The organism is Flavobacterium sp. AK-301, assembly GCF_058310215.1.
In genome coordinates this window covers 231,993-257,274 of sequence record NZ_JBZEES010000004.1, presented here as the reverse complement: position 1 = coordinate 257,274, position 25,282 = coordinate 231,993, and the positions used below count along the sequence as shown (strand labels likewise).

The 25,282-nt window shown below is 34.3% G+C and carries 21 protein-coding genes; 9 read left to right on the top strand and 12 right to left on the bottom strand.

The annotated features are described in order from the left end of the window. Nucleotides 1-30 precede the first annotated feature (30 nt). The 3 genes from alaS (at nt 31) to AC4FQX_RS09065 (ending at nt 4,390) form a co-directional block, all read left to right on the top strand. Nucleotides 31-2,658, top strand: coding sequence for an alanine--tRNA ligase (gene alaS, locus AC4FQX_RS09075; protein WP_491167366.1), 2,628 nt, complete (start codon nt 31-33; stop codon nt 2,656-2,658). Between the two features lie 142 nt (nt 2,659-2,800). Further along, complete coding sequence (locus AC4FQX_RS09070; RefSeq protein WP_491167365.1) at nt 2,801-3,748, top strand: GSCFA domain-containing protein; 948 nt, start codon at nt 2,801-2,803, stop codon at nt 3,746-3,748. 24 nt (nt 3,749-3,772) lie between these two features. Continuing rightward, nucleotides 3,773-4,390 (top strand): DUF4230 domain-containing protein, encoded by a 618-nt coding sequence (locus AC4FQX_RS09065; RefSeq protein ID WP_491167364.1) that lies wholly within the window; start codon nt 3,773-3,775, stop codon nt 4,388-4,390. A 171-nt stretch (nt 4,391-4,561) separates the two neighbouring features. Here the strand turns inward: AC4FQX_RS09065 and AC4FQX_RS09060 are convergent, their stop codons facing one another. The 6 genes from AC4FQX_RS09060 to AC4FQX_RS09035 all read right to left on the bottom strand — a co-directional run bounded on the left by AC4FQX_RS09060 (nt 4,562) and on the right by AC4FQX_RS09035 (nt 13,680). Continuing rightward, nucleotides 4,562-5,278, bottom strand: a complete 717-nt coding sequence (locus AC4FQX_RS09060; protein ID WP_491167363.1) for a suppressor of fused domain protein — start codon at nt 5,276-5,278, stop codon at nt 4,562-4,564. Between the two features lie 173 nt (nt 5,279-5,451). Then, nucleotides 5,452-7,209: an aromatic amino acid hydroxylase gene (locus AC4FQX_RS09055; protein WP_491167362.1), complete on the bottom strand. Its 1,758-nt coding sequence runs from the start codon at nt 7,207-7,209 to the stop codon at nt 5,452-5,454. Nucleotides 7,210-8,292: 1,083 nt separating this feature from the next. Next, nucleotides 8,293-11,697, bottom strand: a complete 3,405-nt coding sequence (gene cas13b / locus AC4FQX_RS09050; RefSeq protein WP_491167361.1) for a type VI-B CRISPR-associated RNA-guided ribonuclease Cas13b — start codon at nt 11,695-11,697, stop codon at nt 8,293-8,295. A gap of 423 nt (nt 11,698-12,120) precedes the next feature. After that, nucleotides 12,121-12,807, bottom strand: coding sequence for an ArsR/SmtB family transcription factor (locus AC4FQX_RS09045; RefSeq protein ID WP_491167360.1), 687 nt, complete (start codon nt 12,805-12,807; stop codon nt 12,121-12,123). Nucleotides 12,808-12,819: 12 nt separating this feature from the next. Next, a complete protein-coding gene (locus tag AC4FQX_RS09040; RefSeq protein ID WP_491167359.1) occupies nt 12,820-13,209 on the bottom strand; it encodes an ACT domain-containing protein in 390 nt (129 codons plus the stop codon). Nucleotides 13,210-13,221: 12 nt separating this feature from the next. Continuing rightward, entirely contained in the window at nt 13,222-13,680 is a 459-nt protein-coding gene (locus tag AC4FQX_RS09035; protein ID WP_491167358.1) for an OsmC family protein, read from the bottom strand. A gap of 300 nt (nt 13,681-13,980) precedes the next feature. Here AC4FQX_RS09035 and AC4FQX_RS09030 point away from each other — a divergent pair, with 300 nt between their 5' ends. Beyond that, a complete protein-coding gene (locus AC4FQX_RS09030) occupies nt 13,981-14,343 on the top strand; it encodes a DUF1801 domain-containing protein (RefSeq protein WP_491167357.1) in 363 nt (120 codons plus the stop codon). Nucleotides 14,344-14,563: 220 nt separating this feature from the next. Here AC4FQX_RS09030 and AC4FQX_RS09025 read toward each other — a convergent pair whose 3' ends face one another. From AC4FQX_RS09025 to AC4FQX_RS09015, 3 genes are all read right to left on the bottom strand, one after another. Further along, nucleotides 14,564-15,106 (bottom strand): DUF4136 domain-containing protein, encoded by a 543-nt coding sequence (locus tag AC4FQX_RS09025; protein ID WP_491167356.1) that lies wholly within the window; start codon nt 15,104-15,106, stop codon nt 14,564-14,566. 26 nt (nt 15,107-15,132) lie between these two features. Continuing rightward, nucleotides 15,133-17,151 (bottom strand): urocanate hydratase, encoded by a 2,019-nt coding sequence (hutU, locus tag AC4FQX_RS09020; RefSeq protein ID WP_491167355.1) that lies wholly within the window; start codon nt 17,149-17,151, stop codon nt 15,133-15,135. Between the two features lie 117 nt (nt 17,152-17,268). Continuing rightward, nucleotides 17,269-17,457: a C1orf53 family protein gene (locus AC4FQX_RS09015; protein ID WP_491167354.1), complete on the bottom strand. Its 189-nt coding sequence runs from the start codon at nt 17,455-17,457 to the stop codon at nt 17,269-17,271. A 20-nt stretch (nt 17,458-17,477) separates the two neighbouring features. Here AC4FQX_RS09015 and AC4FQX_RS09010 point away from each other — a divergent pair, with 20 nt between their 5' ends. Genes AC4FQX_RS09010 through hemL form a run of 4 tightly spaced genes read left to right on the top strand, consistent with a single transcriptional unit; the run spans nt 17,478 to nt 20,932 of the window. After that, a complete protein-coding gene (locus tag AC4FQX_RS09010) occupies nt 17,478-17,804 on the top strand; it encodes a hypothetical protein (protein WP_491167353.1) in 327 nt (108 codons plus the stop codon). 16 nt (nt 17,805-17,820) lie between these two features. Next, a complete protein-coding gene (locus AC4FQX_RS09005) occupies nt 17,821-18,729 on the top strand; it encodes a 1-aminocyclopropane-1-carboxylate deaminase/D-cysteine desulfhydrase (RefSeq protein ID WP_491167352.1) in 909 nt (302 codons plus the stop codon). After that, nucleotides 18,722-19,633, top strand: coding sequence for a glucosaminidase domain-containing protein (locus AC4FQX_RS09000; RefSeq protein ID WP_491167351.1), 912 nt, complete (start codon nt 18,722-18,724; stop codon nt 19,631-19,633). Before AC4FQX_RS09005 ends, AC4FQX_RS09000 begins: the two co-directional genes overlap by 8 nt. A gap of 12 nt (nt 19,634-19,645) precedes the next feature. After that, nucleotides 19,646-20,932 (top strand): glutamate-1-semialdehyde 2,1-aminomutase, encoded by a 1,287-nt coding sequence (gene hemL / locus AC4FQX_RS08995; protein ID WP_491167350.1) that lies wholly within the window; start codon nt 19,646-19,648, stop codon nt 20,930-20,932. Nucleotides 20,933-20,989: 57 nt separating this feature from the next. On the opposite strand, the gene AC4FQX_RS08990 is transcribed toward hemL, so the two are convergent. Continuing rightward, nucleotides 20,990-21,442, bottom strand: a complete 453-nt coding sequence (locus AC4FQX_RS08990; RefSeq protein ID WP_491167349.1) for a DUF4890 domain-containing protein — start codon at nt 21,440-21,442, stop codon at nt 20,990-20,992. Between the two features lie 324 nt (nt 21,443-21,766). On the opposite strand from AC4FQX_RS08990, the gene AC4FQX_RS08985 reads away from it, so the two are divergent. Then, nucleotides 21,767-23,281 (top strand): S8 family peptidase, encoded by a 1,515-nt coding sequence (locus AC4FQX_RS08985; protein ID WP_491167348.1) that lies wholly within the window; start codon nt 21,767-21,769, stop codon nt 23,279-23,281. 71 nt (nt 23,282-23,352) lie between these two features. Here AC4FQX_RS08985 and AC4FQX_RS08980 read toward each other — a convergent pair whose 3' ends face one another. Together AC4FQX_RS08980 and AC4FQX_RS08975 are read right to left on the bottom strand one after the other, a co-directional pair. Further along, nucleotides 23,353-23,859, bottom strand: coding sequence for a hypothetical protein (locus AC4FQX_RS08980; RefSeq protein ID WP_491167347.1), 507 nt, complete (start codon nt 23,857-23,859; stop codon nt 23,353-23,355). After that, nucleotides 23,856-25,193, bottom strand: a complete 1,338-nt coding sequence (locus tag AC4FQX_RS08975; RefSeq protein WP_491167346.1) for an AAA family ATPase — start codon at nt 25,191-25,193, stop codon at nt 23,856-23,858. Before AC4FQX_RS08975 ends, AC4FQX_RS08980 begins: the two co-directional genes overlap by 4 nt. Between the last annotated feature and the right edge of the window lie 89 nt (nt 25,194-25,282).

The window sequence follows — 25,282 nt, the reverse complement described above, 5'->3', positions numbered from 1 at the left end:
TAAATATAATTTTTTTCAATTCCGAAATATATGAAATCGCAAGATATCAGAGAACAGTTTCTTAGTTTTTTTCAGAGTAAAGGACATTTAATCGTTCCTTCTGCACCTATTGTCATCAAAGATGATCCAACACTGATGTTTACCAATTCCGGTATGGCACAGTTCAAAGAATATTTTTTAGGGAACGGTACTCCAAAGAGTAATCGTATTACAGATACTCAGAAGTGTCTGCGTGTTTCCGGAAAACACAATGATTTGGAAGAAGTAGGTATTGATACCTATCATCATACCATGTTTGAAATGTTAGGAAACTGGAGTTTTGGCGACTATTTCAAAAAAGAAGCGATTCACTGGGCTTGGGAATTACTGACAGAAGTATATAAGATTGATAAAGACATTTTATATGTAACTGTATTTGAAGGAAATGAAGAAGACGGACTACCTATAGATCAGGAGGCTTATGATATATGGAGAACAATTGTTCCGGAAGAAAGAATCCTTTTAGGAAGTAAAAAAGATAATTTCTGGGAAATGGGAGATCAGGGACCTTGCGGACCATGTACTGAAATCCATGTTGATATTCGTTCTGCAGAAGAGAAAGCAAAGAAACCCGGAAGAGAATTAGTAAATGAGGATCATCCTCAGGTAGTAGAGATATGGAATAATGTATTTATGGAATTTAACCGTAAAGCAGACCGTTCTTTAGAAAAATTACCGGCACAGCATGTGGATACCGGAATGGGATTTGAACGTTTATGTATGGTATTACAAGGTGTAACGTCAAATTATGATACGGATGTATTTACTCCTCTGATTCAGAAGATTGAAAAAATAACAGGGGCTAAATATCATAGTAAGGCTTCTAACGAAGAGGAAGAAAAAGTAAATATTGCAATTCGTGTTATTGGAGATCACGTTCGTGCAGTTGCTTTTGCTATTGCTGACGGACAACTACCTTCTAATACAGGGGCGGGTTATGTGATTCGAAGAATTCTGAGAAGAGCGATCCGTTACGGGTTTACATTTCTGGGAGAAAGAGGACCTTTTATATACAAGTTAGTTGATACGTTGAGTGATCAGATGGGAGAATCATTTCCTGAGATTAGATCACAAAAACAATTGGTGGAAAATGTGATCAGAGAAGAAGAGAATTCTTTCCTGAGAACACTGGAACAGGGGTTACATTTACTGGAAGCAGTAATTGATTCTACAAAAGAGAAAACCGTTTCCGGTCAAAAAGCATTCGAATTATATGATACTTTCGGATTTCCGTTTGATTTGACCGCTTTGATTCTGAGAGAAAGAGGTTTGTCTCTTGATGAAGCTGGTTTTGAAGAAGAAATGCAAAAACAAAAAGCGCGTTCACGTGCTGCTTCCGAAGTTGCTACGGATGACTGGACGATTCTGACAGAAGGAAATACAGAGACATTCGTAGGCTACGATCAGTTGGAAAATGAAGTGAAAATTACCCGATACCGAAAAGTAGATTCTAAAAAAGATGGTAAATTATATCAGATCGTTTTAGATCATACTCCTTTTTATCCGGAAGGTGGAGGGCAGGTAGGTGATAAAGGTATTTTAACTGCTGCTAATGAAACGATCGAAATCCTGGATACTAAAAAAGAAAATAATCTTATTCTACACTTTACTAAAAGCTTACCGGCAAATGTGTCCGGAAGTTTTGTCGCTAAAGTGGATGGTAAATTAAGATCAGATTCAGCAAGTAATCACTCTGCTACACACTTATTGCACCAAGCGTTGAGAAGTGTTTTAGGTACACATGTAGAACAAAAAGGGTCTTTGGTAAGTCCAAATTATTTGCGTTTTGACTTCTCTCATTTTGCTAAAATGACGGAAGAAGAAATTCAGCAGACAGAAGATTTTGTAAATGCCAGAATTCAGGAGCAGTTGCCATTAGTAGAAAGAAGAAGTATTCCGTTTCAGCAAGCGCTTGATGAAGGTGCAATGGCTTTATTTGGAGAAAAATACGGAGATAATGTAAGAGCCATTAAGTTTGGTCAGAGTATGGAATTATGTGGGGGAATCCACGTAAAGAATACTGCTGATATTTGGTATTTTAAAATTACGTCAGAAAGTGCAGTTGCAGCTGGAATCCGTCGTATAGAAGCAATTACAGACGAAGGTGTAAAAGCATTCTACAGTTCACAGGCAAATACTTTAAAAGAGATTAATACTGCTTTAAAAAACGCACAGTATCCTGTAAAAGCGGTTATAGCTTTACAGGAAGATAATGTTAAATTGAAAAAACAGATTGAAGCCTTATTAAAAGAGAAAGCAAAGAACCTGAAAGGAGAACTGACAACGGAGTTGGAAGAAATAAACGGAATTCAGTTTCTGGCAAAACAGATTGATTTGGATGCAAACGGAGCTAAAGATCTGGTATATGAACTGGGTGGTTTAGGAAATAATCTATTCCTTGTTTTGGCAACAGCTGATGAAGGAAAACCAATGTTAACCTGTTATATTTCAAAAGAGTTGGCAACAGAAAAAAATCTAAATGCAGGGCAGGTCGTTCGTGAATTAGGAAAATATATACAGGGAGGTGGTGGAGGACAAGCTTTCTTTGCTACTGCAGGAGGTAAAAATGTTGACGGGATACAAGAAGCATTGTCTAAGGCAGTTGATTTTATAAAATAAAACGATAGTTCGATTGCTTGATTGTTGGATTGTTGGATTTTTAGAATAATCTAGCCGTAGAGAAAAGAAGCAGTTGGATTGATACAAAACTATTGAGCTCTCGAATAATCGAAAGATCGGACAATCAAATAATCAATAAAAAATGGAATTCAGAACCCAAATACCCATTTCGAAAAGTGATCATCTCATTGATTACCATTCAAGAGTGGTGTCTTTGGGTTCTTGTTTTGCCATTAATATCAGTGAAAAACTGGACTATTATAAATTTCAGAATACTGTAAATCCGTTTGGAATATTGTTTCATCCGTTGGCGATAGAAAAACTGATTCGTTTTGCAGTAGCAGAAAAGCAGTTTACAGAGCAGGATATTTTTTTTCATAATGAGCGTTGGCATTCTTTCGATGCCCATTCGGATCTGAGCACAGCCGATGCTGATCGTTTATTAACCGTTTTGAATTCAAAAGTTCAGGAGTTACGCCAAAAGATAAGTGAAGCAACCCATGTTATTATTACACTGGGAACGGCTTGGGTTTACAAACAGGTAGCAACGGGGCAGTATGTAGCGAATTGCCATAAAGTGCCACAACAACAGTTTACTAAAGAATTATTAAGTATAACTGTAATAGCAGAAAGTTTAAAAAACATCAATCAGGCGATTCATCAGCTGAATCCCTCAGTACAAATACTATTTACCGTTTCTCCGGTCCGACACAGCAAAGACGGATTTGTACAAAATCAGGTAAGCAAAGCACATTTAGTAAGTGCTCTTTACCAGACGGTAGCAGAGACTCCTTTTGCCGAATATTTTCCGAGTTATGAGATTATGATGGATGAGTTGCGCGACTATCGTTTTTATGCAGAAGATATGTTACATCCTGCTACCGTTGCAATAGATTATATTTGGGAACGTTTCAAAGAAAGCCATATTGATCCTGTTGTTTATTCGGTTATGAAAGAAGTAGCAGTGGTTCAAAAAGGGAAAGCTCATAAACCGTTCAATGTAGCATCCGAAGAATATAAGAAATTTTCTATCGGATTATCCGAGAAAATAAACCATCTTAGTAATCGATTTCCATTTATGGAATTTTAATATAATATCTGAATAATAACATCTATGAAAAAGAAACTGGTAATAGGAGGAATAGTGATCATTCTTATCGTTTTTGTGATCTTTAAGTTCATTGATGCGAGAAATCAGGAAGAAGCAACATTATTCCATAACAGTAACCTGATTCAGGAGCAGATCAAAAATGTAGGGAAGCTCGTTGTTACAGAAGGGCATTTCTCTGAAGTGGTTACCTATAAAGATAACAAGAAATATTTTCTGGATTTTCTGTCTTTTCAGAAGAAAGCTTTAATTGTGATCAATGCAGATGTAACCGTTGCTTATAATCTGAGAGAGATTCAGTATGATATTGACGAAAAGAATAAGATTGTAACGATTAAGAATATTCCCGAACCGGAAATAAAGATTAATCCTGATATTCAGTTCTATGATGTAAATCAGAGCAGACTAAATCCTTTTACGGGAGATGATTATAACAAAATAAACCGACAGGTAAAAGCAGATTTAGCAAAGAAAGTAGAGGCGTCTACTCTTAAAACGAATGCTCAGAACCGATTGATAAGTGAATTGCAAAAACTACTGATATTAACTAATTCAATGGGGTGGAAGCTAGAGTATAAAAATCAGGTAATAGAACCTGAAACAATAGATAAGGTTTTGTTGTAAAGGGTGAGAGGTAAGAAGAAAGAATCAAGAGCCAAGAAGAAAGAGGTTTACGGTATGTAATACAGTTTTGCTTTGCAAAGTTTTCTGCTTCTTAAGCGTGATTATGGTCTCCCGACCAGTTTTTAGCAGTGTTATATTTCTCTTTTCTATTGGCTCTTGATTCTAAAAAATCTATAAACAAACATTTGGTCTGTTAATAATAACTGTATCGTCAATTTTATGTTTGTCAAACAGATCAAGAAGAGCATCCACTCCCTGTTCCATTTTAAAGTCCATTTCTTCACGATAAAGAGGTACTAGAGCATAGAAATTGATTCGGTTACCCTCTTTAACAGGTAATTGTAAAACATCTATATCAAAACTAAGCATAGGAGGGAGAACCAGCATACAGCCCAAATCTGTATTATCTGCAAACGGAGTTGCTTCCTCACCATTTGGGATGGTATGTCCGTAGCCCAGCCAGGTGTTATACTGATGCGGTAATCGGGCAATCATTTTCAGGAAATAGACAGGCCAGTAATTGGCATTATCCTCAAAGTCTTTTTGGCTTATTTTCCAGTCGGCGGGTAGTAGCACCATCATTTCTGCCAGTTCCCAGTTTTCTTTATCCTCAATGCCATCCGGTAAGTTCATTGGCTTATCGCTCATTCCTGAAGTTATCAGAACATTATAAGGATATTTTTCTGTAGGTTGTACCCAAAGTACATCGATATGTGTAAATTCCGATACAATCTCATGAAAGACCATGTGTACCTCTCCGATATGTTTTTCTACATGTTTTTCGATTTCTTCTAGATATTTACAGCTGTTCTTTACAACGGCATCATTACTTTCTTCTGTATGTCTGTATATCGGATTACCCAACGCATCGTATTGTTGCTCTTCCATAAAAATAGATTTTTAAATTGCGGAACAAAATACGAAAATTTATATTATTTGTAAGATGTAAAATGTGAAAAGTAAGAAGTAATGGGTTTTAGTTGATAGTTCGTAATTGATAATTGATAGTTTTTGAACACTGGAAACTGTATACTGAATACTGTGACTGAATAGTTCTTCAATTATTTATAGCTAGCTTTCTGAAAAATAAGATCCAGTCCGTCAGTTATTAAGCGAATGGTTTCCGGACGTTTTGTTTTTAGTTGTTCCAGATGAGTAATTGCTTTTGTTTCCAGATCGGGATTGCCGTTTTTATGTGCCAGTTCCACAATTTCAAGAGGGAGTAACCAGTCCTTTGGATATTCGGAACAGAGGGTGTCGAATATTGGCTCTAAATCTTCGGAAAGATTTTCTTCACGGATTGTTCTTATTTTTCGATATAGTGATTCTAGTTTGGTTTTTTCGGCAGAAGCTTTTGCTTTTATAGTGTGGCTCGAAGGGATATGTGTAATAAGATTAAAGCTGTTTATATCTGCAGGACCGGAAAAACCGGAAATAATATCTTTTCCAATTGCCATATCATAAACACCCCATTCCGGCATAAATAATACCGTATCATGATGTGTAACTGTACAGTTTTTGAATTGCACCAGAATTATTTTCCCCTGAAGATTGCGGGAACCTGTAATGATTTCTCCTGAAACGATAATGTCTCCTTCAAATTCCAGTGTAGTGGTTTCGCCTTCATAAATACTGTATGCTTTTAGATCTCTCGGGCTCATATCTTCAATGGCGATATTAATTCCTTTTAGTTTTCCGGTGGGACTTCCAAAGCCTTCTGAGTGATATTCTGTTCCGTGTCCCACCAGTTCCTTACCGCGATAGGATAAAGCGGTTTTCCCGGTAGTCTGTAGATAGACCGGTTTCCCTTCGTGTTCTATTACATTGGTAAATATTCCTGAGATTTGGATTCCGGTACTTAATTCAACTGTTCCGATTGCTTTAGACCGAATCAGCTTTTGAACTGCTGATAATCCGCCGGTACGTAAAGCCATTTTATTTGCAAATTCTTCCAGTACCAGATTCAGATAAGCAAAATCGGGAGTAACATAAAGCTGAGGTTGTGGTTTCGTAATATCAAAACTCTGATAGGCGGCTGAAATGTTATACGGAATCTTTTTGACCTGATCGGTCATGCACCAGGCGCTTTCTCCAATGGAAGATAGTAATCCTGCTCCATAGATTTTTGGGTTTTCCGGAGTTCCGATCAATCCATACTCAACGGTCCACCAGTGCAGGTTTCGGATTTGTGCCATTTCTGATAATTCACCCATATTATTTTGCAGTGTTTCTACTTGTTTTTCTGCTTTTTCGATTTGTTCTTTTGGAGTGTCTTCTGCTTCTTTCAGAATGGAAAGTAAACGAATGGCTTCATACATTTCATAATCTTTTGAAGAGGAGATTGCTTTGGATCCAATCTCGCCAAAACGTCTCAGATATTCTGCATATTCCGGATTAGCAATAATAGGGGCATGTCCTGCACCTTCATGAATAATATCCGGAGCAGGGGTATATTCGATATGTTCCAGTTGTCGGATGTCTGAGGCAATGACCAATACATTATATGCCTGAAACTCCATAAAAGCATTAGGGGGAATAAATCCGTCTACTGCTACTGCCGCCCAGCCTATTTCTTTTAGTATGCGGTTCATTCCGTACATACTGGGAATGGATTCTACTCCGATCCCGGTTTTATAAAGTCCTTCCAGATAGGAATGATGCGCTACTTTGCTTAAATAATCTACATTCTTACGCATTACATATCGCCATACCGCTTGATTGATCGGTGTGTAGTCCTCATAATTTTGCGGTTTAATAAACTGTTTTAAATGCAGGGGCAGTTTGTCGATCATGGGATTACTTTCAAAACGAGTTTCCATAGAATGTCATATTGGGATTTGATGTAAAGTTAGGAATTTTTTGAAATTACTTCTCTTTTTTATTTCTCTACAGCGGGAGGGGTTTCCGTAGAACGAGGTAGTATTTTATGTTGTTTTTACTCTTCTAATTAAGGGCAACTACAACCATTATATTTTTAAACAACATTACGGTTTTGCTGTTTCTACTCTACAAACTAAGAGCACCTACAGTAATTAAAAACAAAATAAATGTCTTTTTTAGCTGTTGTTTTTACCCTTCCAACTAAGGGCAACTATAGCATAATGTAGAACTTTACTTGAATTCATTTGTTGTTTCTACTCTACAAATTAAGGATAACTACAACATAACGAAAAACATGAATCATGAAAAAGTAATTATTTGTATCCTTCCAATTAAGGACAACTAAAACAAAATTTTTTCAGATTGAACAAGATTTTTTGTTGTTTTTACCCTTCCAATTAAGGACAACTATAACAATAATACAAAATGGTTTATCGCATAAAACAGTGTTGTTTTTACCCTTCCAATTAAGGATAATTACAACTGTTCAATAAACTACCATTACCTATCAAGGTTGTTTTTACCCTTCCAATTAAGGACAACTACAACAGAAGTAGACATAATAGACTGTGTTACTCAGTTGTTTATACCTTCCAATTAAGGATAACTACAACATTACATTTGTACGTGATTTATATGAACTGTTGTTTATACCCTTCCAATTAAGGACAACTACAACTTTTTTTTATTTTTGGATAAATAGATTTCTGTTGTTTATACCCTTCCAATTAAGGATAACTACAACTTATTAATTTAGTTGCTTTATTATAAATGGTTTAAGATTGTTTTTTAGAACAAAAAACAGCCTGTTTTATTGTTTTCAGTACTTCAAAGATCGTGTTATTATTCTTTTTTGGTTACTATAGTAATATAAAAAGTATTAAATATTCGTTCCGCCATTTTCATTCTATAGAAATCAGCAGCGTTTTTTAGGAAGGGCTGTAATACTAATGTAATAATCAGAAGAAAAAGCGAAAGTGTTTTTCTTCATAAACTCGTATAGTGAAAGCTTTTCCATTTTATTAAGGATTTGTGTTGTTAGTATAAACAAACTCCTCCAGTAGGATTTCTGTTTTAGCAATATATTTTTCGGCTATTTGTGTAGCGATCTCCTTTTTATTTTTAATTGTTATATCCTGTCCCATCGTTATTTGTTGTGGGAACTGATTATGAGAAAATGTGTTGCGCACCATATTCATAAACGTAAACTCCTGTTCTGTGATCATTTCTTTTTGTAACAGCCAGTGCAAATAAGGTTTATGAGGAATGTTGCCGGTTTGCATTTCCCCTTTGGAATTAACATTCAGTTTCCTGATTGTTTCTTTGTCTGTATTTATGATTTCCTGTTCTATTTTAAATATGGCATCAAATATTCTGTTTTTTGCTTTGTTATAAGCATCGAGCTCTTTTTTTAAGATTTCCATCGGAATGGTCTCTTGTTCAAAATATTCGAAGAGTTCCGGTAGTCTGCGGTCAAAAATATATTTCTTTAAAACAGAGTATTCTTTTCGTTTTCTATTCTCTGTTATACTTCTGGTAATTGTTTCTTTTTCAGTGTTTTTATTAATAGTTTCTCCCATAGCGTTAAAGGACAGAGCACCGATTATGGTTTCTTTTACAGAGATCGTCTCATTGAGCATCTCACTGATATTTTCTAATTTTAGATTTAGAGTATGGTCTGTTAATTGTTCAAACAGTAACAGTAACAGTCGGTCTTCCTCCTGTAGAATTCTTATTTGTTTCTCAGTCTCAGCTATTCTGTTTCGTATTGCTTTTTCTACCTGTTCCGGGTCTATGTTTGGCAGTCTTCTGTTCTTTTTTTGTTCTTCCGTTCTTTCTTTCCTTTTAAGATTAATTATTTTGTTTAGAAACTGAGGTTTATAATAATCGGAGAACCGATCCTTTGAGTTGATGTGGAAACGAAGTTTTTCTTTCTGAAAGATATATTCTCTTTCGGCGGTATAAAATTCCTGTGTTTTATCCTCCCTGCATTGGCTCCACCATACTTGGAATAGTTTGCTGTAATTGTGATCGGCATTAAACGGAATGTTTTTCTGTTTTAGTTCTTTTTGTAAGGCTTCTTTTAACGGGGTGTCAAATAGATTTGTGGGCAAATCAATCGGTTTTTTGCAGTCTTCCGTGTTTTTCGCACCCTTTCTCCCTTTTGTAATATTATGGAACCAATCCTCAAGAGTGTTCTTTTCTTTTGCCAGTTGTCTTAATGAAAAGGGTAATCCTAATAGATTATGAGGTAGTTTTACAACAGTCATGTTTTTCTTTTGTATCTCATTCCATTCTTTTTTATAGAAATTGATTTCAAGCCATGACTGATCTCTTTCAGTATATTTATTGGTTCTGGAATTATATTGTTGTACCATCTTTCTTCCTTTTTCTTCTAGATAAGCTTTGTAAAGTTCAGAGGTGTATCTGAATTGTGAAAGATTGATTTTATGCAGGAATGGATGTCCGTCTTTGTCATTTAAGCCCAGTTCTTTATGGCACATCTGTATAAAAATATTTTTTTTATCAGTATCCGCAAATAAGGCGAGGCATTCCTGCATTTTGTCATAATAGAAAGAAGTAATCTTTTTCTTTTTGTTTTCATCAACAATCATTTTTACAATATCTCTAGCCAGAAAAGTAGCCATTTCGCCTATTTTTGGAGTCCTTCCTTTTTCAATATCCTTTAATCGGTCGATGCAGTCTCTTTTTAATCCTTTGATGGCATCAGAAACGACTGTTTTTTCTTCCACATCAGTGATGTTAAGCCAATATTCCAGTATTCTGGAAGGGATTTGTTTATCGTTTAAAGTGTAGCTTTCCAGAATTTTGTTGAGTTCTTGTTTTCTATTATGTAGTTCTTTTAGAGAGCCGGGTATATAAGCCCATTTTGCTTTTCGCCCCTGACTTCTTTTTTTGAATTCACTTAAATCTGAAAGTTGTGCTTTTATATCTTCAATAAACTTCAGGTTAAAAAGTGTGGTATCACTTCTTTTAATAAAGTCCTGAATAATGGTCTCTGTTTTGCCTTGTTCCAGATATTCTAATAATAGTATCTTCTGCAATTCATTAGTACTTAAAAAGGCATCTACTTCCGGTTGTTTTAAATGGTTTCTTACTTTTTTATTAGTATCTTTTTGATTTAATACTATAGCGGTTTTTTCTCCCGAAAAACTAATCCCGATTTTATTATTGTTAAAATTATAATGTGGGGCAAACTGTTCAAAAACGGTTGTACCGTTTCCATGGTTAATCTTTTTTAATATATCTTCTTCCTGATTTCGGATTTCATGCAAACGTCCAAATGCTTTTGCGTGTTTGACCACCTTTCTGGGTTCTTCTATTCCATTAAGAGGCTTAGTGTATTCATCCAGAATCACTTTGCCCAGATCGATTTGGAATCGAAGTTTAGAAAAGATATTTTTTTTGTCCAGAAATTTTAATGCAAAGTAAGTGAATCGGTTTTCGTGACGAATCCTTTTTGTTATACTCTCAATATAGGTTTCATAATCATCGATGGTATTTGGAAGACTGTTGTCTATGATGTTGTTGAATTTTTCTTCTTTGAGCTGAGGTTGGAATTTTTTCTTTTCGGCATCAGTAATTACATAATACAGTTCTTTAGGGCATTTGTTCAGTTCGTTGATTAGTTCAAGAGAGAATGCCTGTATGGGGTTTTCGCTTATGAATTTTTCATGAGGTAGTTTTATACAATAGGCAGACAGCACTTCTCTTTTTGCCAGAAAGCTTTTGAGTTGTGTTTCTTTTAATCCCACTATTTTATTAATAAACTGAAAGGCATTTTCTCTGTCCAGGAACAGCGTGATCAGAAACACAAGCCCTTCCTGTGTTATGGTGTTATCCTCCTTTACAATTTCTGTAGAGTGAGCAAGTCCAAAATCCTCTTTTGTAAACACGTCTTTAAATCGTTCCTGAGTATAGAGAATGGCTAGTTGAAAACTCTGCTCTAAAACGTTTTTTAATTCATTCGATACTTTTTCTTTTCTATTATTGCCTGTTTCTGTAGAATAATAATGAGTATAATCGTTTCGAAAGTCATTGAGTTCATTAAAAACTTTTGATAAAGTATCTGACAGTTCATCAAAACGTTTTCCGATTATGGTTTTCTTTTTTATCTGTTCTGTTTTTGGTAGCATTTCATCATCAAAAATTGTAACAATAGGAAGAAATCGTTTTAACTGGGCATAAATTGCACTTTGTTGTCTTTTGTAATTAGTTTGATTCTTTTTGCCTAAAAAGCTATCTTTTATTTTTTCTTCATCGGATAATGGTTTTATACCAAATTTTTCTGCCAAATGATTGTTGATGGTGTAGATATTTGATCTTGCCATATTAAGAAATGCTCCAAAGTATTGCGGATCATTCTTTAAGGTTCTTTTATTTTTAGTAGGTATAGTTTCTTTCATAAGTCTTATTTTTATAAAAATGTTAAAATTGATAAAATAATAAAAATATAGCTTTAAATAATATGAATATATGTTGTTTTTTACAAAAATAAAAAATAAAAAAATAATATTTATGTAAAAATAGAATTAAATGTTTTTTTGTTATGATTTTTTTATAGAATCTGCTCTATTAGAACTATAGTACCCTTGTTTCTGTTCTAAAAAGAAAAGCCCCATACAAAACAATATGTCGTATGAGGCTTTGAGTAGTGTATCCGTTTTGAAAGTAAAAGGAGTCAAAAGACAGAATAGAAATCAGATAAAAATTGATTTAGATTATTCCTTGCTTTTTACTTATTATTTAAAGTTATTAATTCTAGTTTCCAAAAATGATCAATTAAAAAGGTTTTGTGGTTAAATCCTGAGATGTAGAGTAACTTTAAACTAATAAATCAGATTCAATCGATCCTTCAGTTCTATTTTTCCTTTTGCTGTAACGATCAGTTCTCTTGAGTTTTTTATCCTTCTGACCCAGTCATTTTGCAATAGAGTTTCGAGTAAAGCAGCTCCGAGAGCACCTGCCAGATGATGTTTTCTTTCGCTCCAGTCCAGACACGGATAAGCAAAGGAGCGTTTTTGTAATTTTAACTGGTCAATTGTAATTCCAATAGAAGCAAACCATTCTTTTCCATAAGATGTAACTTTATAATATTGATTAGTCTCTTCGATTATTTTATTCTGAATAAGACTTGTAGTAATTTCTACACCTATTTTTCCTGCGATATGATCATAACAGGTTCTGATATATGTTACTCCTGAGGGATCAGTTCGTTCTTTTCTTTTCTGTTCAGAATGTAAGGGTAGCAGAACTGCCATAGATTCAATTGCTCTGGCTACATCCGGATGACTGTATCTGTAATAACGATGTCTTCCCTGTTTTTCCACAGTGAGCAGGGAAGCTGAAACCAGTTTGAGCAAATGATTACTTGCAGATTGAGGAGAAATATTGGCACACAAAGACAGTTCAGTTGCAGTATATGCTCTGCCATCCAGTAAATGCCACAGCATAATAGCTCGTGATTTATCCCCTATAAGTGAAGCAATTTCACCAAACTGTTTTTCAAACTCCATCTATATTTTGTATTATATTGTTTTCATCCAGTTTTCCGAAACAATACGACCTTTTTCAATATCATCAACTACTAATATCAGCTGATTGTTATGATCACTATATTGTACTTCGATATTAACGTCTGCCTGTTGCATTAGTCGGGTAATTTTACCTAACTGACCCGGAAGATCCTGTTTTAATCGTTGAATAAGGATTTCATTTTCTCTGATTACCTCAATTCCGTTTTTTTCCAGTACTGTTCGGGCAGCAGTACCATCTTCAAACAAAAAATGAGCAGTTCCCTGATTTCCGATTGTCCAGACACCGCCACCTTCGACGCTTATTCCGGCTTCCGCCAATACTTCTCCCATTTGTGCCAGTGTTCCCGGCTGATTTTTTAAACGAATTTCTAAATCTTTCATAAATGTAAAATTTTATATTGAAATAATAACTTCTGATTTAATTGAATTAGCGATATAACATCTTTCATGAGCTGTGGCGTGTAAAGCTTTTATTTGTTTCTGTGTAGGAATAACAGAGCCGGAGAAAGTTGTTTTTGGTTTCAGTGTAATAACAGTCATTGCCATCTTTCCATCTGTGTTTTTGCTCATAATTCCCTCTGCATGATCCTCATAAGAATCAATAGTGTAGTTGTGTTTTGCTGCCAGAGATAAAAAGAACAGCATATGACAGCTGGATAATGTTACTACAAACGATTCTTCCGGATCAACAGCAGTTTCGTTGGATAAAGGAAGTGGAACAACCTGAGGAGAAGAAGAGGCAATTAGTTCTGTACCACCATCAAAGATCCATTTATGAGTTCGGTCATATTGATTATCCGTAAAAAGTTCGTCTGGTTTTCTTTCCCAAAGTACTCTTACATTGTATTCCATAGTTTTAAATATATTGATTAGAGTGTAAAAGTAGACCTCTCTTTTAAATGATATTTCATTTATAAATGAAGTATGGGAGTTTTTTAAGACAGACAGAGGTTCAAAATATTTAAAATAGTTTTCAGTCTCAGTTTTCAGTATTACAAAACTATCAATTATCAACTAAAATAACCCAGGTATGTTGGGAAGCTTTAAATCTGTAGTGAATAACAAATAATTATTTTCCTGGATTTAATTATATTTGTTTCACAAGAGAGCCATTCGGATAATATATGAATGCAGTTCAGTAATCAATTTAGTATGTTACGATCCATAGATAACTATTTTTTAAATAAGGAAGAACCTATAAAAGGATGTTTGCAGTTTCTGAGAACTTATATTCTTCAGTCTGATAAAAACTTAACAGAAGAGTGGAAATATGGTATGCCTGTTTATTGCTACAGAGGGAAGATGTGTTGTTATTTATGGGTACATAAAAAACATCTGAAACCCTACATTGGATTTGTAGAGGGAAAACTGATTAATCATCCTGACCTGATTACTGAAAAAAGAGCCAGAATGAAAATACTGTTACTTGGTCCGGAACAAGATCTGCCTATAGAAAAGATCCGATTGTTATTGAAAGAATATATTGATTTATTTGTTAAGGATAAAGGATTTTGATATATGATTTGCGATATTTGATTTAGAGGAAAGAAACAAGAGCCAAGAAGAAAGACTGCTATGAACTAATAACCAAAGACCAATAACTAGCATTAAAAAACCTTTGCGAACCTTACGTAGATCTTTAAACAAATAAGCCTCTTCAACGGAAATAAGAAACCCCTGCCGGAATATCCGGCAAGGGCTTTATGGTTACAATAAAAATGATTTTTAATTCGACTTATTTTTTGTTTGCTCCCGGAGGATATTGTGACAGGATTCTGGCAACGAATTCATTGATCTTTTCTTCTTTCCTGTTCATACTTTGACTAAGAGCACCGGTTCCGACACCTTGCCAAACCAGTTCTTTTTTTCTACCGTCGATAAGATCAATATAAAGTGTTCCTTCCGTAGTAGAGCTTATGGAAGTAGAATAATTTCCACCTATCCACGGACTCCACCCGTATCCCCAACCATAACCCCATCCGGCACTGAACTGGTTCACGTTAACTTGTTCTCTAGATTTGGTAAATATGTTGATTAGAAGATCAGGATTTTCACTTTTGGTCATTCCTTTAGCAGTTAACTGCAGATCAATTGCACGAAGGATTCTTTTCTTGTCCAGATCAGATATTTCCACTTTATCAATACCGTCTTTATAAAAAGCATAGGTTTTGAACTGAGAGAAATCTGCATTTTTGTCATAATCTGTATCCACCCTTACTGAAGCACAAGACCCCAGTATAAAGAGAAGAAGAACGGGAATAAATCGGATTGCTTTCATCTTTATTGTTGTTTGTTATTATTTTCTTAGCCTAATACGTTTATCGTATTCTCAACATTTAATAAAATACTTTCTTCGACTAAATTAGGGATGGTCACTTTTAATAATGGTTGCGTTGCCATGGCACGTTTTATAGCAAAGATTGCTTCGTCATTTCTTGCCCAGTTTCTTCTTGCAATTCCATTGTTTACATCCCAGAAAAGCATTGATTCTAAGCGTCTTGACGCATCTTTACTGCCATCAAGAACCATACCAAAACCACCGTTTATTACTTCTCCCCAACCAACGCCACCGCCATTGTGGATACTAACCCAGGTAGCACCTCTGAAACTGTCACCTATTACGTTATGAATCGCCATATCTGCAGTGAATCTGGAGCCATCATAAATATTAGAAGTCTCTCTGTAAGGAGAATCGGTTCCTGAAACATCATGATGATCTCTTCCCAATACCACCGTTCCGATTTCGCCTTTGGCAATTGCCTGATTAAAAGCTTCCGCAATCTTAATACGTCCTTCTGCATCAGCATATAAGATACGAGCCTGAGAACCTACTACCAGTTTGTTTTCCTGAGCGCCTTTTATCCATTTAATATTATCCTGCATTTGCTGTTGGATTTCGGCAGGGGCAGTTTTTGCCATTTCTTCAAGAACAGAACAAGCAATAGCATCTGTTTTAGCCAGATCTTTCGGATCACCACTTGCACATACCCAACGGAATGGTCCAAATCCGTAATCAAAACACATAGGCCCCATAATATCCTGTACATAACTCGGATATCTGAAGTCAATACCGTTTGGAGCCATAACATCAGCACCTGCACGAGAACATTCTAATAAGAAAGCATTTCCGTAATCGAAGAAATAAGTTCCTTTTGCAGTATGTCTATTAACAGCCGCAGCATGTTTTCTCAGTGTTTCTTGTACATTTTCTTTAAATAGCTCCGGGTTATTTGCCATCTGATCGTTCGCTTCTTCAAACGAAAGACCTACCGGATAATATCCTCCTGCCCAAGGGTTGTGCAGGGAGGTTTGGTCGCTTCCAAGATCAATATATAAGTTTTCTGTGTCGAATTTCTCCCATACATCAACAATATTCCCAAGGTATGCAATAGATACTACCTCTTTATTTTCCTGTGCTTTGCGCACACGTTTTACTAATTCGTCAAGATCTTTAATAATTTCGTTAACCCATCCCTGATCATGACGAATCTGTGTTATTTTAGGATTTACTTCCGCACATACCGTAATACATCCTGCAATGTTCCCTGCTTTAGGCTGAGCACCACTCATTCCTCCAAGACCGGAGGTAACAAATAGTTTTCCTGCCAGACCTTCACCGTTTTTAGCAATTTTTCTTCCTGCATTTAAAACCGTGATGGTTGTTCCGTGTACAATACCCTGAGGTCCTATATACATATAACTTCCCGCGGTCATCTGTCCGTATTGAGAAACTCCTAATGCGTTGAATTTTTCCCAATCATCCGGTTTCGAATAGTTAGGGATTACCATACCATTAGTAACGACTACTCTTGGAGCTTCTTTATGGGAAGGGAACAGACCCAGTGGGTGCCCGGAGTACATTACTAAGGTTTGTTCTTCTGTCATTTCAGCCAGATATTTCATTACCAGACGATATTGTGCCCAGTTCTGAAATACAGCACCATTTCCTCCATAAGTAATCAGTTCATGTGGATGTTGTGCTACAGCGTGATCCAGGTTGTTCTGAATCATCAGCATAATCGCTTTTGCCTGTTCGCATTTTCCTGGATATTCTGAAATAGGTCTGGCATAGATTTTATAATCCGGATGAAAACGATACATATAGATTCTTCCATATGTATTTAATTCTTCCAGAAACTCTTTCGCTAATTCCGCATGATGTTTAGGTTCAAAATAGCGCAGTGCATTTTTAAGAGCTAATTTCTTCTCTTCGTCTGTTAAGATCTCTTTGCGTTTAGGCGCATGGTTTATTGTAGGGTCATAAGGTCTTTGCTTTGGAAGCTGATTTGGAATACCTTCTAAAATTTGTTCTTGAAAAGTCATAATTCTCTTGTTTTATAATAATAGTAAATTGATTTAAAATTAAAAAAAGCCCATTTCGCGCTTTCATAGTGGTAAAGGAGACATTCTGTGCGCTCTTATTTTCAAATCAGATCATTTTTATATCTTTGGATTAATTTTATTAGTACCTGTATTTTTATCGTAACCATATGGACAATGTCGGCATCCGTTTTTACAACAGTAACCACGTTTTAAATGAAAAGCTTCTGTAAAAACTTTATATCCTTCAGGAGTTAAATAAAAATCTTCTCCTTCAGTTAATTTATTTTTAGTATTTTGGCTATCCATAGTTTATAAATTACAAAACAATGTTTCTAATTGTATCAAAATATCTAGTACCTAAAGGGTATACCGGTATAACACTGTTTCCTTTTATTGTATTACATACTATGAAAGACAAGCAGAATGCTGTACTGGTTAATCATGAAAAGATACATATCCGACAACAATTAGAAACACTGATTTTACCATTTTTTATTTGGTACGGTCTTGAATTTCTGATTAGACTGATGCAATATAAGAATAAAAAAACAGCATATAAAAATATTAGCTTTGAAAAAGAAGCTTATTTTTATGAAAAAGATCCGGAATACTTGAAAAATAGGGCGTTATGGTCTTTTTTGAAATATTTATAACAGAGAATATATTATTATGTTTATAGAATATAAAGAGCCAGAAAATGTACAGTTAATAACAAATGAAAGACTTTCTGTGAAACGAGAAGATAAGATTCATCCTTTTGTTTCAGGAAATAAATATAGAAAACTGAAATATAATCTGATCGAAGCTACAAAAAAAGGAGCAGATACTTTACTGACCTTTGGTGGTGCTTTTTCCAATCATATTGCAGCAACAGCAGCAGCAGGTGAAATAGCAGGACTCAAAACGATCGGAGTTATAAGAGGAGAGGAATTGAGAAGTAAGATAAATGAGAATCCAACACTGTCTTTTGCTCAACGTTGCGGAATGCAGTTTGAGTTTGTTTCCAGAGAAACTTACAGACACAAAACAGAAGATACCTTTACAGAAGAGCTGAAATCAAAGTTTGGGGACTTTTATCTTGTTCCGGAAGGAGGGACAAATGCCTTAGCAGTAAAGGGTTGCGAGGAGATTTTGACAGATAAAGATGCCGTGTTTGACTATATATGTTGTGCGGTAGGAACCGGAGGGACTATTGCAGGATTAATTAACAGTTCGTTGCCACATCAAAAGATTTTAGGATTTCCGGCGTTAAAAGGTAGCTTTTTACAAGATGATATTCGTAAATTTGCACAAAATAATCGCTGGGAACTTATTAAAGACTACCATTTTGGAGGATATGGAAAGGTTTCAGAAGATTTGATTCAGTTTATAAACCATTTTTATGAACAAAATAAAATTCCGTTAGATCCTGTTTATACCGGAAAAATGGTTTTTGGCGTTATAGATTTAATGCAAAAAGGTTATTTTAAGGAAGATGCGAGGATTTTAATGCTTCATACAGGCGGTCTTCAGGGAATAGAAGGAATGAATAAGAAATTAGAAAAGAAAAAACTATTAAAAATTAAGTTCAATGTTTAAAAAAATTATGCTTTTATTAGTTGTTGTACTTCTTGCTGGTTGCGGAGGTTCAAAGTCAAAAGTGAAGAGTAACCGATCAAAATTAAAAGTTGAGATCTCTAAAAATAAAAAGAAACCAACGACAAGCCATAAGACCACCGTTTCAAAAAAACCAAATTATAACAATACAACAGAAACATTGGAGTCCACTTCAAAAACAATAGTTACCAGTGGAGTAGTGGCAGATTATATTGACGCTTATAAAGAAACAGCTAAATACAATATGCAGAAATACGGTATTCCGGCAAGTATCACATTAGCACAGGGAATTCTGGAATCAGGAGCAGGAGCAGGGACTTTAAGCAAAAGAGCAAATAATCATTTTGGGATTAAATGTCATAATGAATGGACAGGAGAAAGCGTGAAGCATGATGATGATTCTCTACAAGAATGTTTCAGAAAATATAATGATCCTGCAGAATCTTATAGAGATCACTCTTTGTTTTTAACTACAAGAAAAAGATATGCAGGTTTGTTTAATCTTAAAAAAGATGATTATAAATCTTGGGCAAAAGGGTTGAAAGCAGCGGGATATGCTACAGATCCTAAATATCCGGATAAATTAATTGGTCTGATAGAAAAACACCAATTATATAAATATGATTCAGAACCTTTAGAAACAGGAGCGCCTTCTAAAGTAATTCCGGAGAATAAACCTTCTGTTGTTGTGGCTGAAACACCGATTACAAATACAGATATAGATACCACAATCACTGTAAATGATAGCAAAGGTACATATAAAGTAGAAAAAGGAGATACACTTTATTCAATCTCTAAAAGCTTTAATACTACAGTAGAAGAAATCAAGATAAAGAATGGTCTTTCAGATAATACTATTTCAATAGGACAACTATTAAAACTATAAATTAGTTATACAATGTTATATCAAAGAAGCAGTCAGCTTTTTGCTGAAGCAGAAAAAGTAATTCCCGGAGGAGTGAATTCTCCTGTACGCGCCTTTAAATCAGTTGGAGGAACGCCTGTTTTTGTAAAAGAAGCCAAGGGAGCTTATCTTTATGACGAGGATGGTAATCGTCTGATTGATTATATTAACTCCTGGGGACCTATGATTCTGGGGCATGCTTATGAGCCGGTTGTAGAAGCTGTAATCAGTAAAGCAAAATTAGGAACCTCTTTTGGAATGCCGACAGTACTGGAAACAGAAATTGCCGCACTAGCAGTAAGTATGGTTCCCGGAATAGATAAAATACGTTTCGTAAACTCAGGTACAGAAGCCTGCATGAGTGCTGTAAGATTAGCCAGAGGATATACAGGAAAAGATAAAATTATAAAATTTGCAGGTTGTTATCACGGGCATTCCGATTCTTTTCTGATTCAGGCAGGAAGCGGAGCCGTTACTTTTGGTGCGCCAAACAGTCCCGGAGTAACACAAGGGACAGCAAAAGATACTTTATTAGCACAATATAATAATCTGAGGAATGTTTCAGAAATCATTAAAGCTAATGAAAATGAGATTGCAGCTATTATCGTAGAGCCTGTTGCAGGTAATATGGGCTGTATTCCTCCCAAGGAAGGTTTCCTTGCAGGATTAAGACAGTTATGCGATGAGAATGGGATTTTATTGATCTTTGATGAGGTAATGACCGGATTCCGTTTAGCTAAAGGTGGAGCGCAGGAACTCTTTGGAGTTATAGCAGATATTGTGACTTTTGGAAAAGTGATTGGAGGAGGACTTCCGGTAGGGGCCTTTGCTGCCAGAACCGAAATTATGAATCAGCTAGCACCGCTTGGTCCGGTATATCAGGCAGGAACATTATCCGGTAATCCGTTAGCCATGGCAGCAGGATTAGCCATGCTAAAAGCATTAAATAAAGATAATTCTGTTTTTGAAAGTATAGCCGCTAAAACCGCTTATTTAGAAAAGGGAATTCGTGAAAAATTAGAAGTACATTCTGTTGATTTTACAATAAACAGAGTAGGTTCGATGATCTCTGTGCATTTTGATAAAGTACCTGTTACAGATTTTCAGACAGCGTCAAAAGGAGATAATGAAACATTTAAAAAGTTTTTCCACGGTTTACTGAAAGAAGGAATATATATTGCTCCATCAGCATATGAAACCTGGTTTATCACGGATGCTTTATCTTATGAAGATCTGGATTTTACAATTCACGCTGTAGATAAGGTAGCAAAATCATTATAAAATAAAAAAGAGGAATATAGTTTATATATCCCTCTTTTTTATAACAAACTTACCGAATTATTTTTTGCTTTTTCTTTCCGCTCTTTTAGAATGCATTCTGTGACTCATTTTGTCACTATGCATTTTTTCCCATTTTTCAAATTGTTTTTCATTAAGGATTTTTTTCATTCTCTCCTTAATAGCAATTTGTTCATCAAGCATCTGGTTCGCCATATTGTAACGTTCATCCGCAGTAGGTTTTTTTCGATCCTCCTTTTTGATGTCTTTTATTTCAGCCCATTTCGCTTCTCTTTTTTTACTTTGTTCCGTCAGTATCTTTTCAACGTCTTTTTGTTGAGAAGCCGATAAGCTCAAATCCAGAGTCATTTTTTTAAGCTGTAGTTGAGTTCTTTGTTCAGGAGTCATTCTTTCTGTTTCCTGCATATCTTTTTTTGAGCGATCTCCTTTTTTTTCCTGTGCAAAAGTTGCTGTTCCAACAATCAATAATGCAATTACAAATAATTTTTTCATAGTTTATATCAATTTATGTTTTATACATATAAGACCATTGCGATCTGAAAAGGTTTAATTGAATTTGTAAATTTATTTTTATTAGGAGCCGTTTCCTGCTTTTCACTATATCTTTAAAATAAGAGCTTTGTGAAGAAACAAAGCTCTTATTTTAAAGGATGCCGTTGCAATCAGGGCTAAAACAGAATTGTTAGATTATCTGATTACTTTAGTTTATGTGATTTTTCATTTGTTTATTCTTATCAATTATGTTGTTTAATATTTTATCAATTTAATGTTAATTTAATTTCATATTTTTGTTAAATTAACATTAAATTTTATATAATGAATAAAAAATACTTATCAGTATTAGCTATTGTTTTTATGTTTCTATCCTGTACGCAGGAAGATCAGACTACAGTAGGAACAGGATTATCTAATGTTTTAGCAACGTTTGAAAAAGACACCTTATCTATTGCCGAAATTAATTCCCGAATAGATGCTGTTCAAAAAACGAAAGGAGATTTTAATTGGAAAGACGGAACCTATCAGATGTTGTGGAGTGCAATTGTTAATAGCGGTAATGTAGTTACAATCGGCTATGGCGAAGATTCAGATAATTTTGAGAACAGGAGAACCCTGAAAGAAAAACGGACAAAAGAACGTTTAAAAGAAATGATTCAAAATTCTGAAGGAGGAAAAAATAAGAGAACATCAAAAGAAATGTTCTTATATGATGACGAAAAAATAAATCTTATAGATGTTGTGGTCAGTAAAAGAGAAACATTTGTAAAGCTTTTACAAGATAAGAAAATCCGTTATATCGAACCGGCAAATTATAATTATGTACAATCAGAATATACTCTTTTTTCCGGCTCCGGTTCCGGATGTGGCGTCGATAGTAAAGCAATATCCAAAGAAGATTATACTATAGTAACACCAAATGCCAGAGTGCCGTGGAACTTTTATAAACATAGTATACCGGAAGCATGGAAGTATAGTACCGGTTCAGGAGTAACAATAGGAATTATTGATACAGGGCTTTCTTCCAGTCAATCCTTAATGGGAAGTGAATTTAATAATGGGCATTCTTCAGGAAGAAAACTTCAAAAACATGGTGTTTATGTAGATTCCTATTTCCCTTGGTCAACAACAGTCGATGGTCCCGATGATCAATGCGGACACGGAACAAAAATGGCTTCCATAGCAACAGCACCAAGGAATAACAAAAATATGCCCGTTGGAGTTGCCTATAATTCCAGTTTAGTTACTTATAGAGCAGCCTCTAATGTGTTGTTATCAGGTTATCATTCCCAAAAAGGTGTTCAACAAGCGTTTACAGAGTTAGGAGATAATGCTAATGTTAAGATTATTTCTATGTCAATGGGGCATATAATCTCAATCGGCAGAATCGAAGATGGTATTCGATATGCATATAAAAAAGGAAAGCTTATTTTTTGTGCAGGAGGAACTTCTACAGGAGTTACTAGTTTTGTTGGAGTTATTTTCCCTGCTTCTATGGATGAAGTAGTAGCTGTTACAGGAATAAAAGACAGTAAAAAAATAAAGAAATACGATATATGCCATAGCGGAAGTAAAATAGATTTTACAGTCGTAATGGAAAGAGAAAACGCCGAAATTAATGTTCCGGTTTTAGGAATGAAACAAGAAGAATATGTAGGCGGATCATCCGTTGCAACCGCTACAATGGCAGGAGTTGCCGCTTTAGTCTGGGCTAAGAATCCAACATGGACAAGAGAACAGGTTTTAGATAAACTAAAACGATCTTCTTCCTTTTACCCTGCTAAGGATCCTGAATTTGGATATGGAAAAGTAGATGTTTTAAAAGCAGTCCAGTAAAATAGTATCGGACAGTTAAACAACCTTAGATTTTTTACCTGAGGTTGTTTGTTTTTTAGATACTGTCCGATTTAAACAGTGATTGTATTTCCTTCATAAAGATCAGCATTAAATTTTTGCTTGAATTCTGCTTTTCTAGCTTGATCTCCGGATTTAATGATTTTTGAATTAGATTTGAAACAAATAAATACCGATAAATTACTTGAAGTTAAATTCATTTTTGATTGATAGAATTCTATTGTTGCTATTAGTTGTTTAATAGCATCTTTTCTCTCCTTACTTCTATTTTTTTGTTTAACATCTTTTGATTCAACAAAATAAAAAGTATTATTTTCAAATAAAACCCAATCACATTTTTTTGTAGTTTCATTTCTCATTATATGAAGTTCGTTTTCTAAAAGTAGAATTTCTTTCAGGGTATTATTTTCGATATAAAGATTCCAATATTCCGTTTCAGTTTTGAATTGGGTTACATCATCTCTTATGTCTTCAAGATAATGCGTAGAATCTTTTAAAATTGTATAATAATCCGGACTTTCTATATGAGAAAAAAAATCTATTAATGTTTCAATATTCATAAATCTAAAAGTTTATCAAATTCATCAGAAAAATTATCAGAAACAGTGTCGATCATGTTTTCTTTAATTAATCCGAGTTTATCATCCATTATTTTTTTTGCTTTTCCGTTTTTGAGCTCATAAGCAATAAAACTTTTAGGATTTAGCCATGATGATTTTGGGATAATCTTTATAACCTCTTTTTGGTTTTCCTGCCCTTTTTTGTAAGCTAATAGTAAATTATTTATGGAGGCTAATATATAAGGGCTGTGGGTAGTTAGAATTAGGTTTTTTCTATAAAATAAACAGTTTTTGATTAAATATTTTATAAGCTCATGTTGAGCTTTAGGATATAAGTTTAGTTCTGGTTCTTCAATGATGAAATTAAAATTGTATTTTTCTTTTAATGATTTGGAGTATTCTACTAAAAGAAGAATAGGGATAATAGTTTGTAATCCTGAAGCAGATTCTAATAAATCAATTTTATTTGTTTCGTCATGATAGATATATGATTTTTGACCTTCCCTTTTGTATTTTATTTTTTTGTCAATAATATTTAAAGGCAGTTCTTTAATAGTGTGAATTGCTTTCTCATATTCCTGACCAATACTTAATATATGTTTTGGAATCTGAACATTATTATTGATTAACCCTAAAGTGTTTTCTACTATAATATGTAAAAAGTTTCTTTCAGAAGGGATATATATAGAGTCAAACAAATATAAACCAGGGAAAAACTTAATAATATTTTCAAATAATTCAATATAGTCATAAACAGAGTTTGCCTTTTCTAATATACTAAGTATTTCATTAACATTCTCTATTGAAAGATCTTGAAAATCTTTTCTTTTCTTTATGAAATTCTTAAATTTTACTTGTTGTTCAGGAGTTTTGAAAAGATACGCTATTTCTTTTTTATAGATAAGAGAATGAATATGTAAAAATGATGTTATTAAGTTTTTAGTTTTGGACTCTATATATTTTATTTCTTCTTTATTGAAATCTTTTAGATCATCTAATTCTTTAATGTGAGAAAGAACATTTTCAATATTGTTTTTAATATATTTGTTTTTTGAATATTCAAAACCAAAAGGACTTTTCTCAAGACTAATGTTTTTGTAACTAATGATTGAATCATTATTTAGATATGAAAAAATATTATATTTTTTCAATTCATCTTCGAAACTAATTTTGTCATTTCTTCTAAACTCCTCATCCTCTAAAATAGCTAGTAATTTAGTTAAAGTACTTTTACCGGTTGCTTGTGCGCCAATAAATACAACCATTTCTCTAATTTCGATATTTATATCCTTTAGAGGTCCAAAATTTTTAACTATAAGGGTTGGTCTTTCCATTTTCCAAAGTTAGGCAAATTATTTTTTCTTACAAGTCATATTAATTATACAAAACTAAATTCAATAAAAAACCTCGAAAGTTTTCTTTC

Excerpts from the sequence above, each read along its gene's own strand:
- alaS (WP_491167366.1), top strand. The coding sequence starts at position 31 with ATGAAATCGCAAGATATCAGAGAACAGTTTCTTAGTTTTTTTCAGAGT.
- AC4FQX_RS09065 (WP_491167364.1), top strand. The coding sequence starts at position 3,773 with ATGAAAAAGAAACTGGTAATAGGAGGAATAGTGATCATTCTTATCGTT.
- AC4FQX_RS09035 (WP_491167358.1), bottom strand. The coding sequence starts at position 13,680 with ATGGAATACAATGTAAGAGTACTTTGGGAAAGAAAACCAGACGAACTT.
- AC4FQX_RS08990 (WP_491167349.1), bottom strand. The coding sequence starts at position 21,442 with ATGAAAAAATTATTTGTAATTGCATTATTGATTGTTGGAACAGCAACT.
- AC4FQX_RS08975 (WP_491167346.1), bottom strand. The coding sequence starts at position 25,193 with ATGGAAAGACCAACCCTTATAGTTAAAAATTTTGGACCTCTAAAGGAT.
- AC4FQX_RS09000 (WP_491167351.1), top strand. The coding sequence starts at position 18,722 with ATGTTTAAAAAAATTATGCTTTTATTAGTTGTTGTACTTCTTGCTGGT.
- AC4FQX_RS09030 (WP_491167357.1), top strand. The coding sequence starts at position 13,981 with ATGTTACGATCCATAGATAACTATTTTTTAAATAAGGAAGAACCTATA.
- hemL (WP_491167350.1), top strand. The coding sequence starts at position 19,646 with ATGTTATATCAAAGAAGCAGTCAGCTTTTTGCTGAAGCAGAAAAAGTA.
- AC4FQX_RS08980 (WP_491167347.1), bottom strand. The coding sequence starts at position 23,859 with ATGAATATTGAAACATTAATAGATTTTTTTTCTCATATAGAAAGTCCG.
- AC4FQX_RS09005 (WP_491167352.1), top strand. The coding sequence starts at position 17,821 with ATGTTTATAGAATATAAAGAGCCAGAAAATGTACAGTTAATAACAAAT.
- AC4FQX_RS09040 (WP_491167359.1), bottom strand. The coding sequence starts at position 13,209 with ATGAAAGATTTAGAAATTCGTTTAAAAAATCAGCCGGGAACACTGGCA.
- hutU (WP_491167355.1), bottom strand. The coding sequence starts at position 17,151 with ATGACTTTTCAAGAACAAATTTTAGAAGGTATTCCAAATCAGCTTCCA.
- AC4FQX_RS09025 (WP_491167356.1), bottom strand. The coding sequence starts at position 15,106 with ATGAAAGCAATCCGATTTATTCCCGTTCTTCTTCTCTTTATACTGGGG.
- AC4FQX_RS09055 (WP_491167362.1), bottom strand. The coding sequence starts at position 7,209 with ATGGAAACTCGTTTTGAAAGTAATCCCATGATCGACAAACTGCCCCTG.
- AC4FQX_RS09010 (WP_491167353.1), top strand. The coding sequence starts at position 17,478 with ATGTTTCTAATTGTATCAAAATATCTAGTACCTAAAGGGTATACCGGT.
- AC4FQX_RS09015 (WP_491167354.1), bottom strand. The coding sequence starts at position 17,457 with ATGGATAGCCAAAATACTAAAAATAAATTAACTGAAGGAGAAGATTTT.
- AC4FQX_RS09045 (WP_491167360.1), bottom strand. The coding sequence starts at position 12,807 with ATGGAGTTTGAAAAACAGTTTGGTGAAATTGCTTCACTTATAGGGGAT.
- cas13b (WP_491167361.1), bottom strand. The coding sequence starts at position 11,697 with ATGAAAGAAACTATACCTACTAAAAATAAAAGAACCTTAAAGAATGAT.
- AC4FQX_RS08985 (WP_491167348.1), top strand. The coding sequence starts at position 21,767 with ATGAATAAAAAATACTTATCAGTATTAGCTATTGTTTTTATGTTTCTA.
- AC4FQX_RS09060 (WP_491167363.1), bottom strand. The coding sequence starts at position 5,278 with ATGGAAGAGCAACAATACGATGCGTTGGGTAATCCGATATACAGACAT.
- AC4FQX_RS09070 (WP_491167365.1), top strand. The coding sequence starts at position 2,801 with ATGGAATTCAGAACCCAAATACCCATTTCGAAAAGTGATCATCTCATT.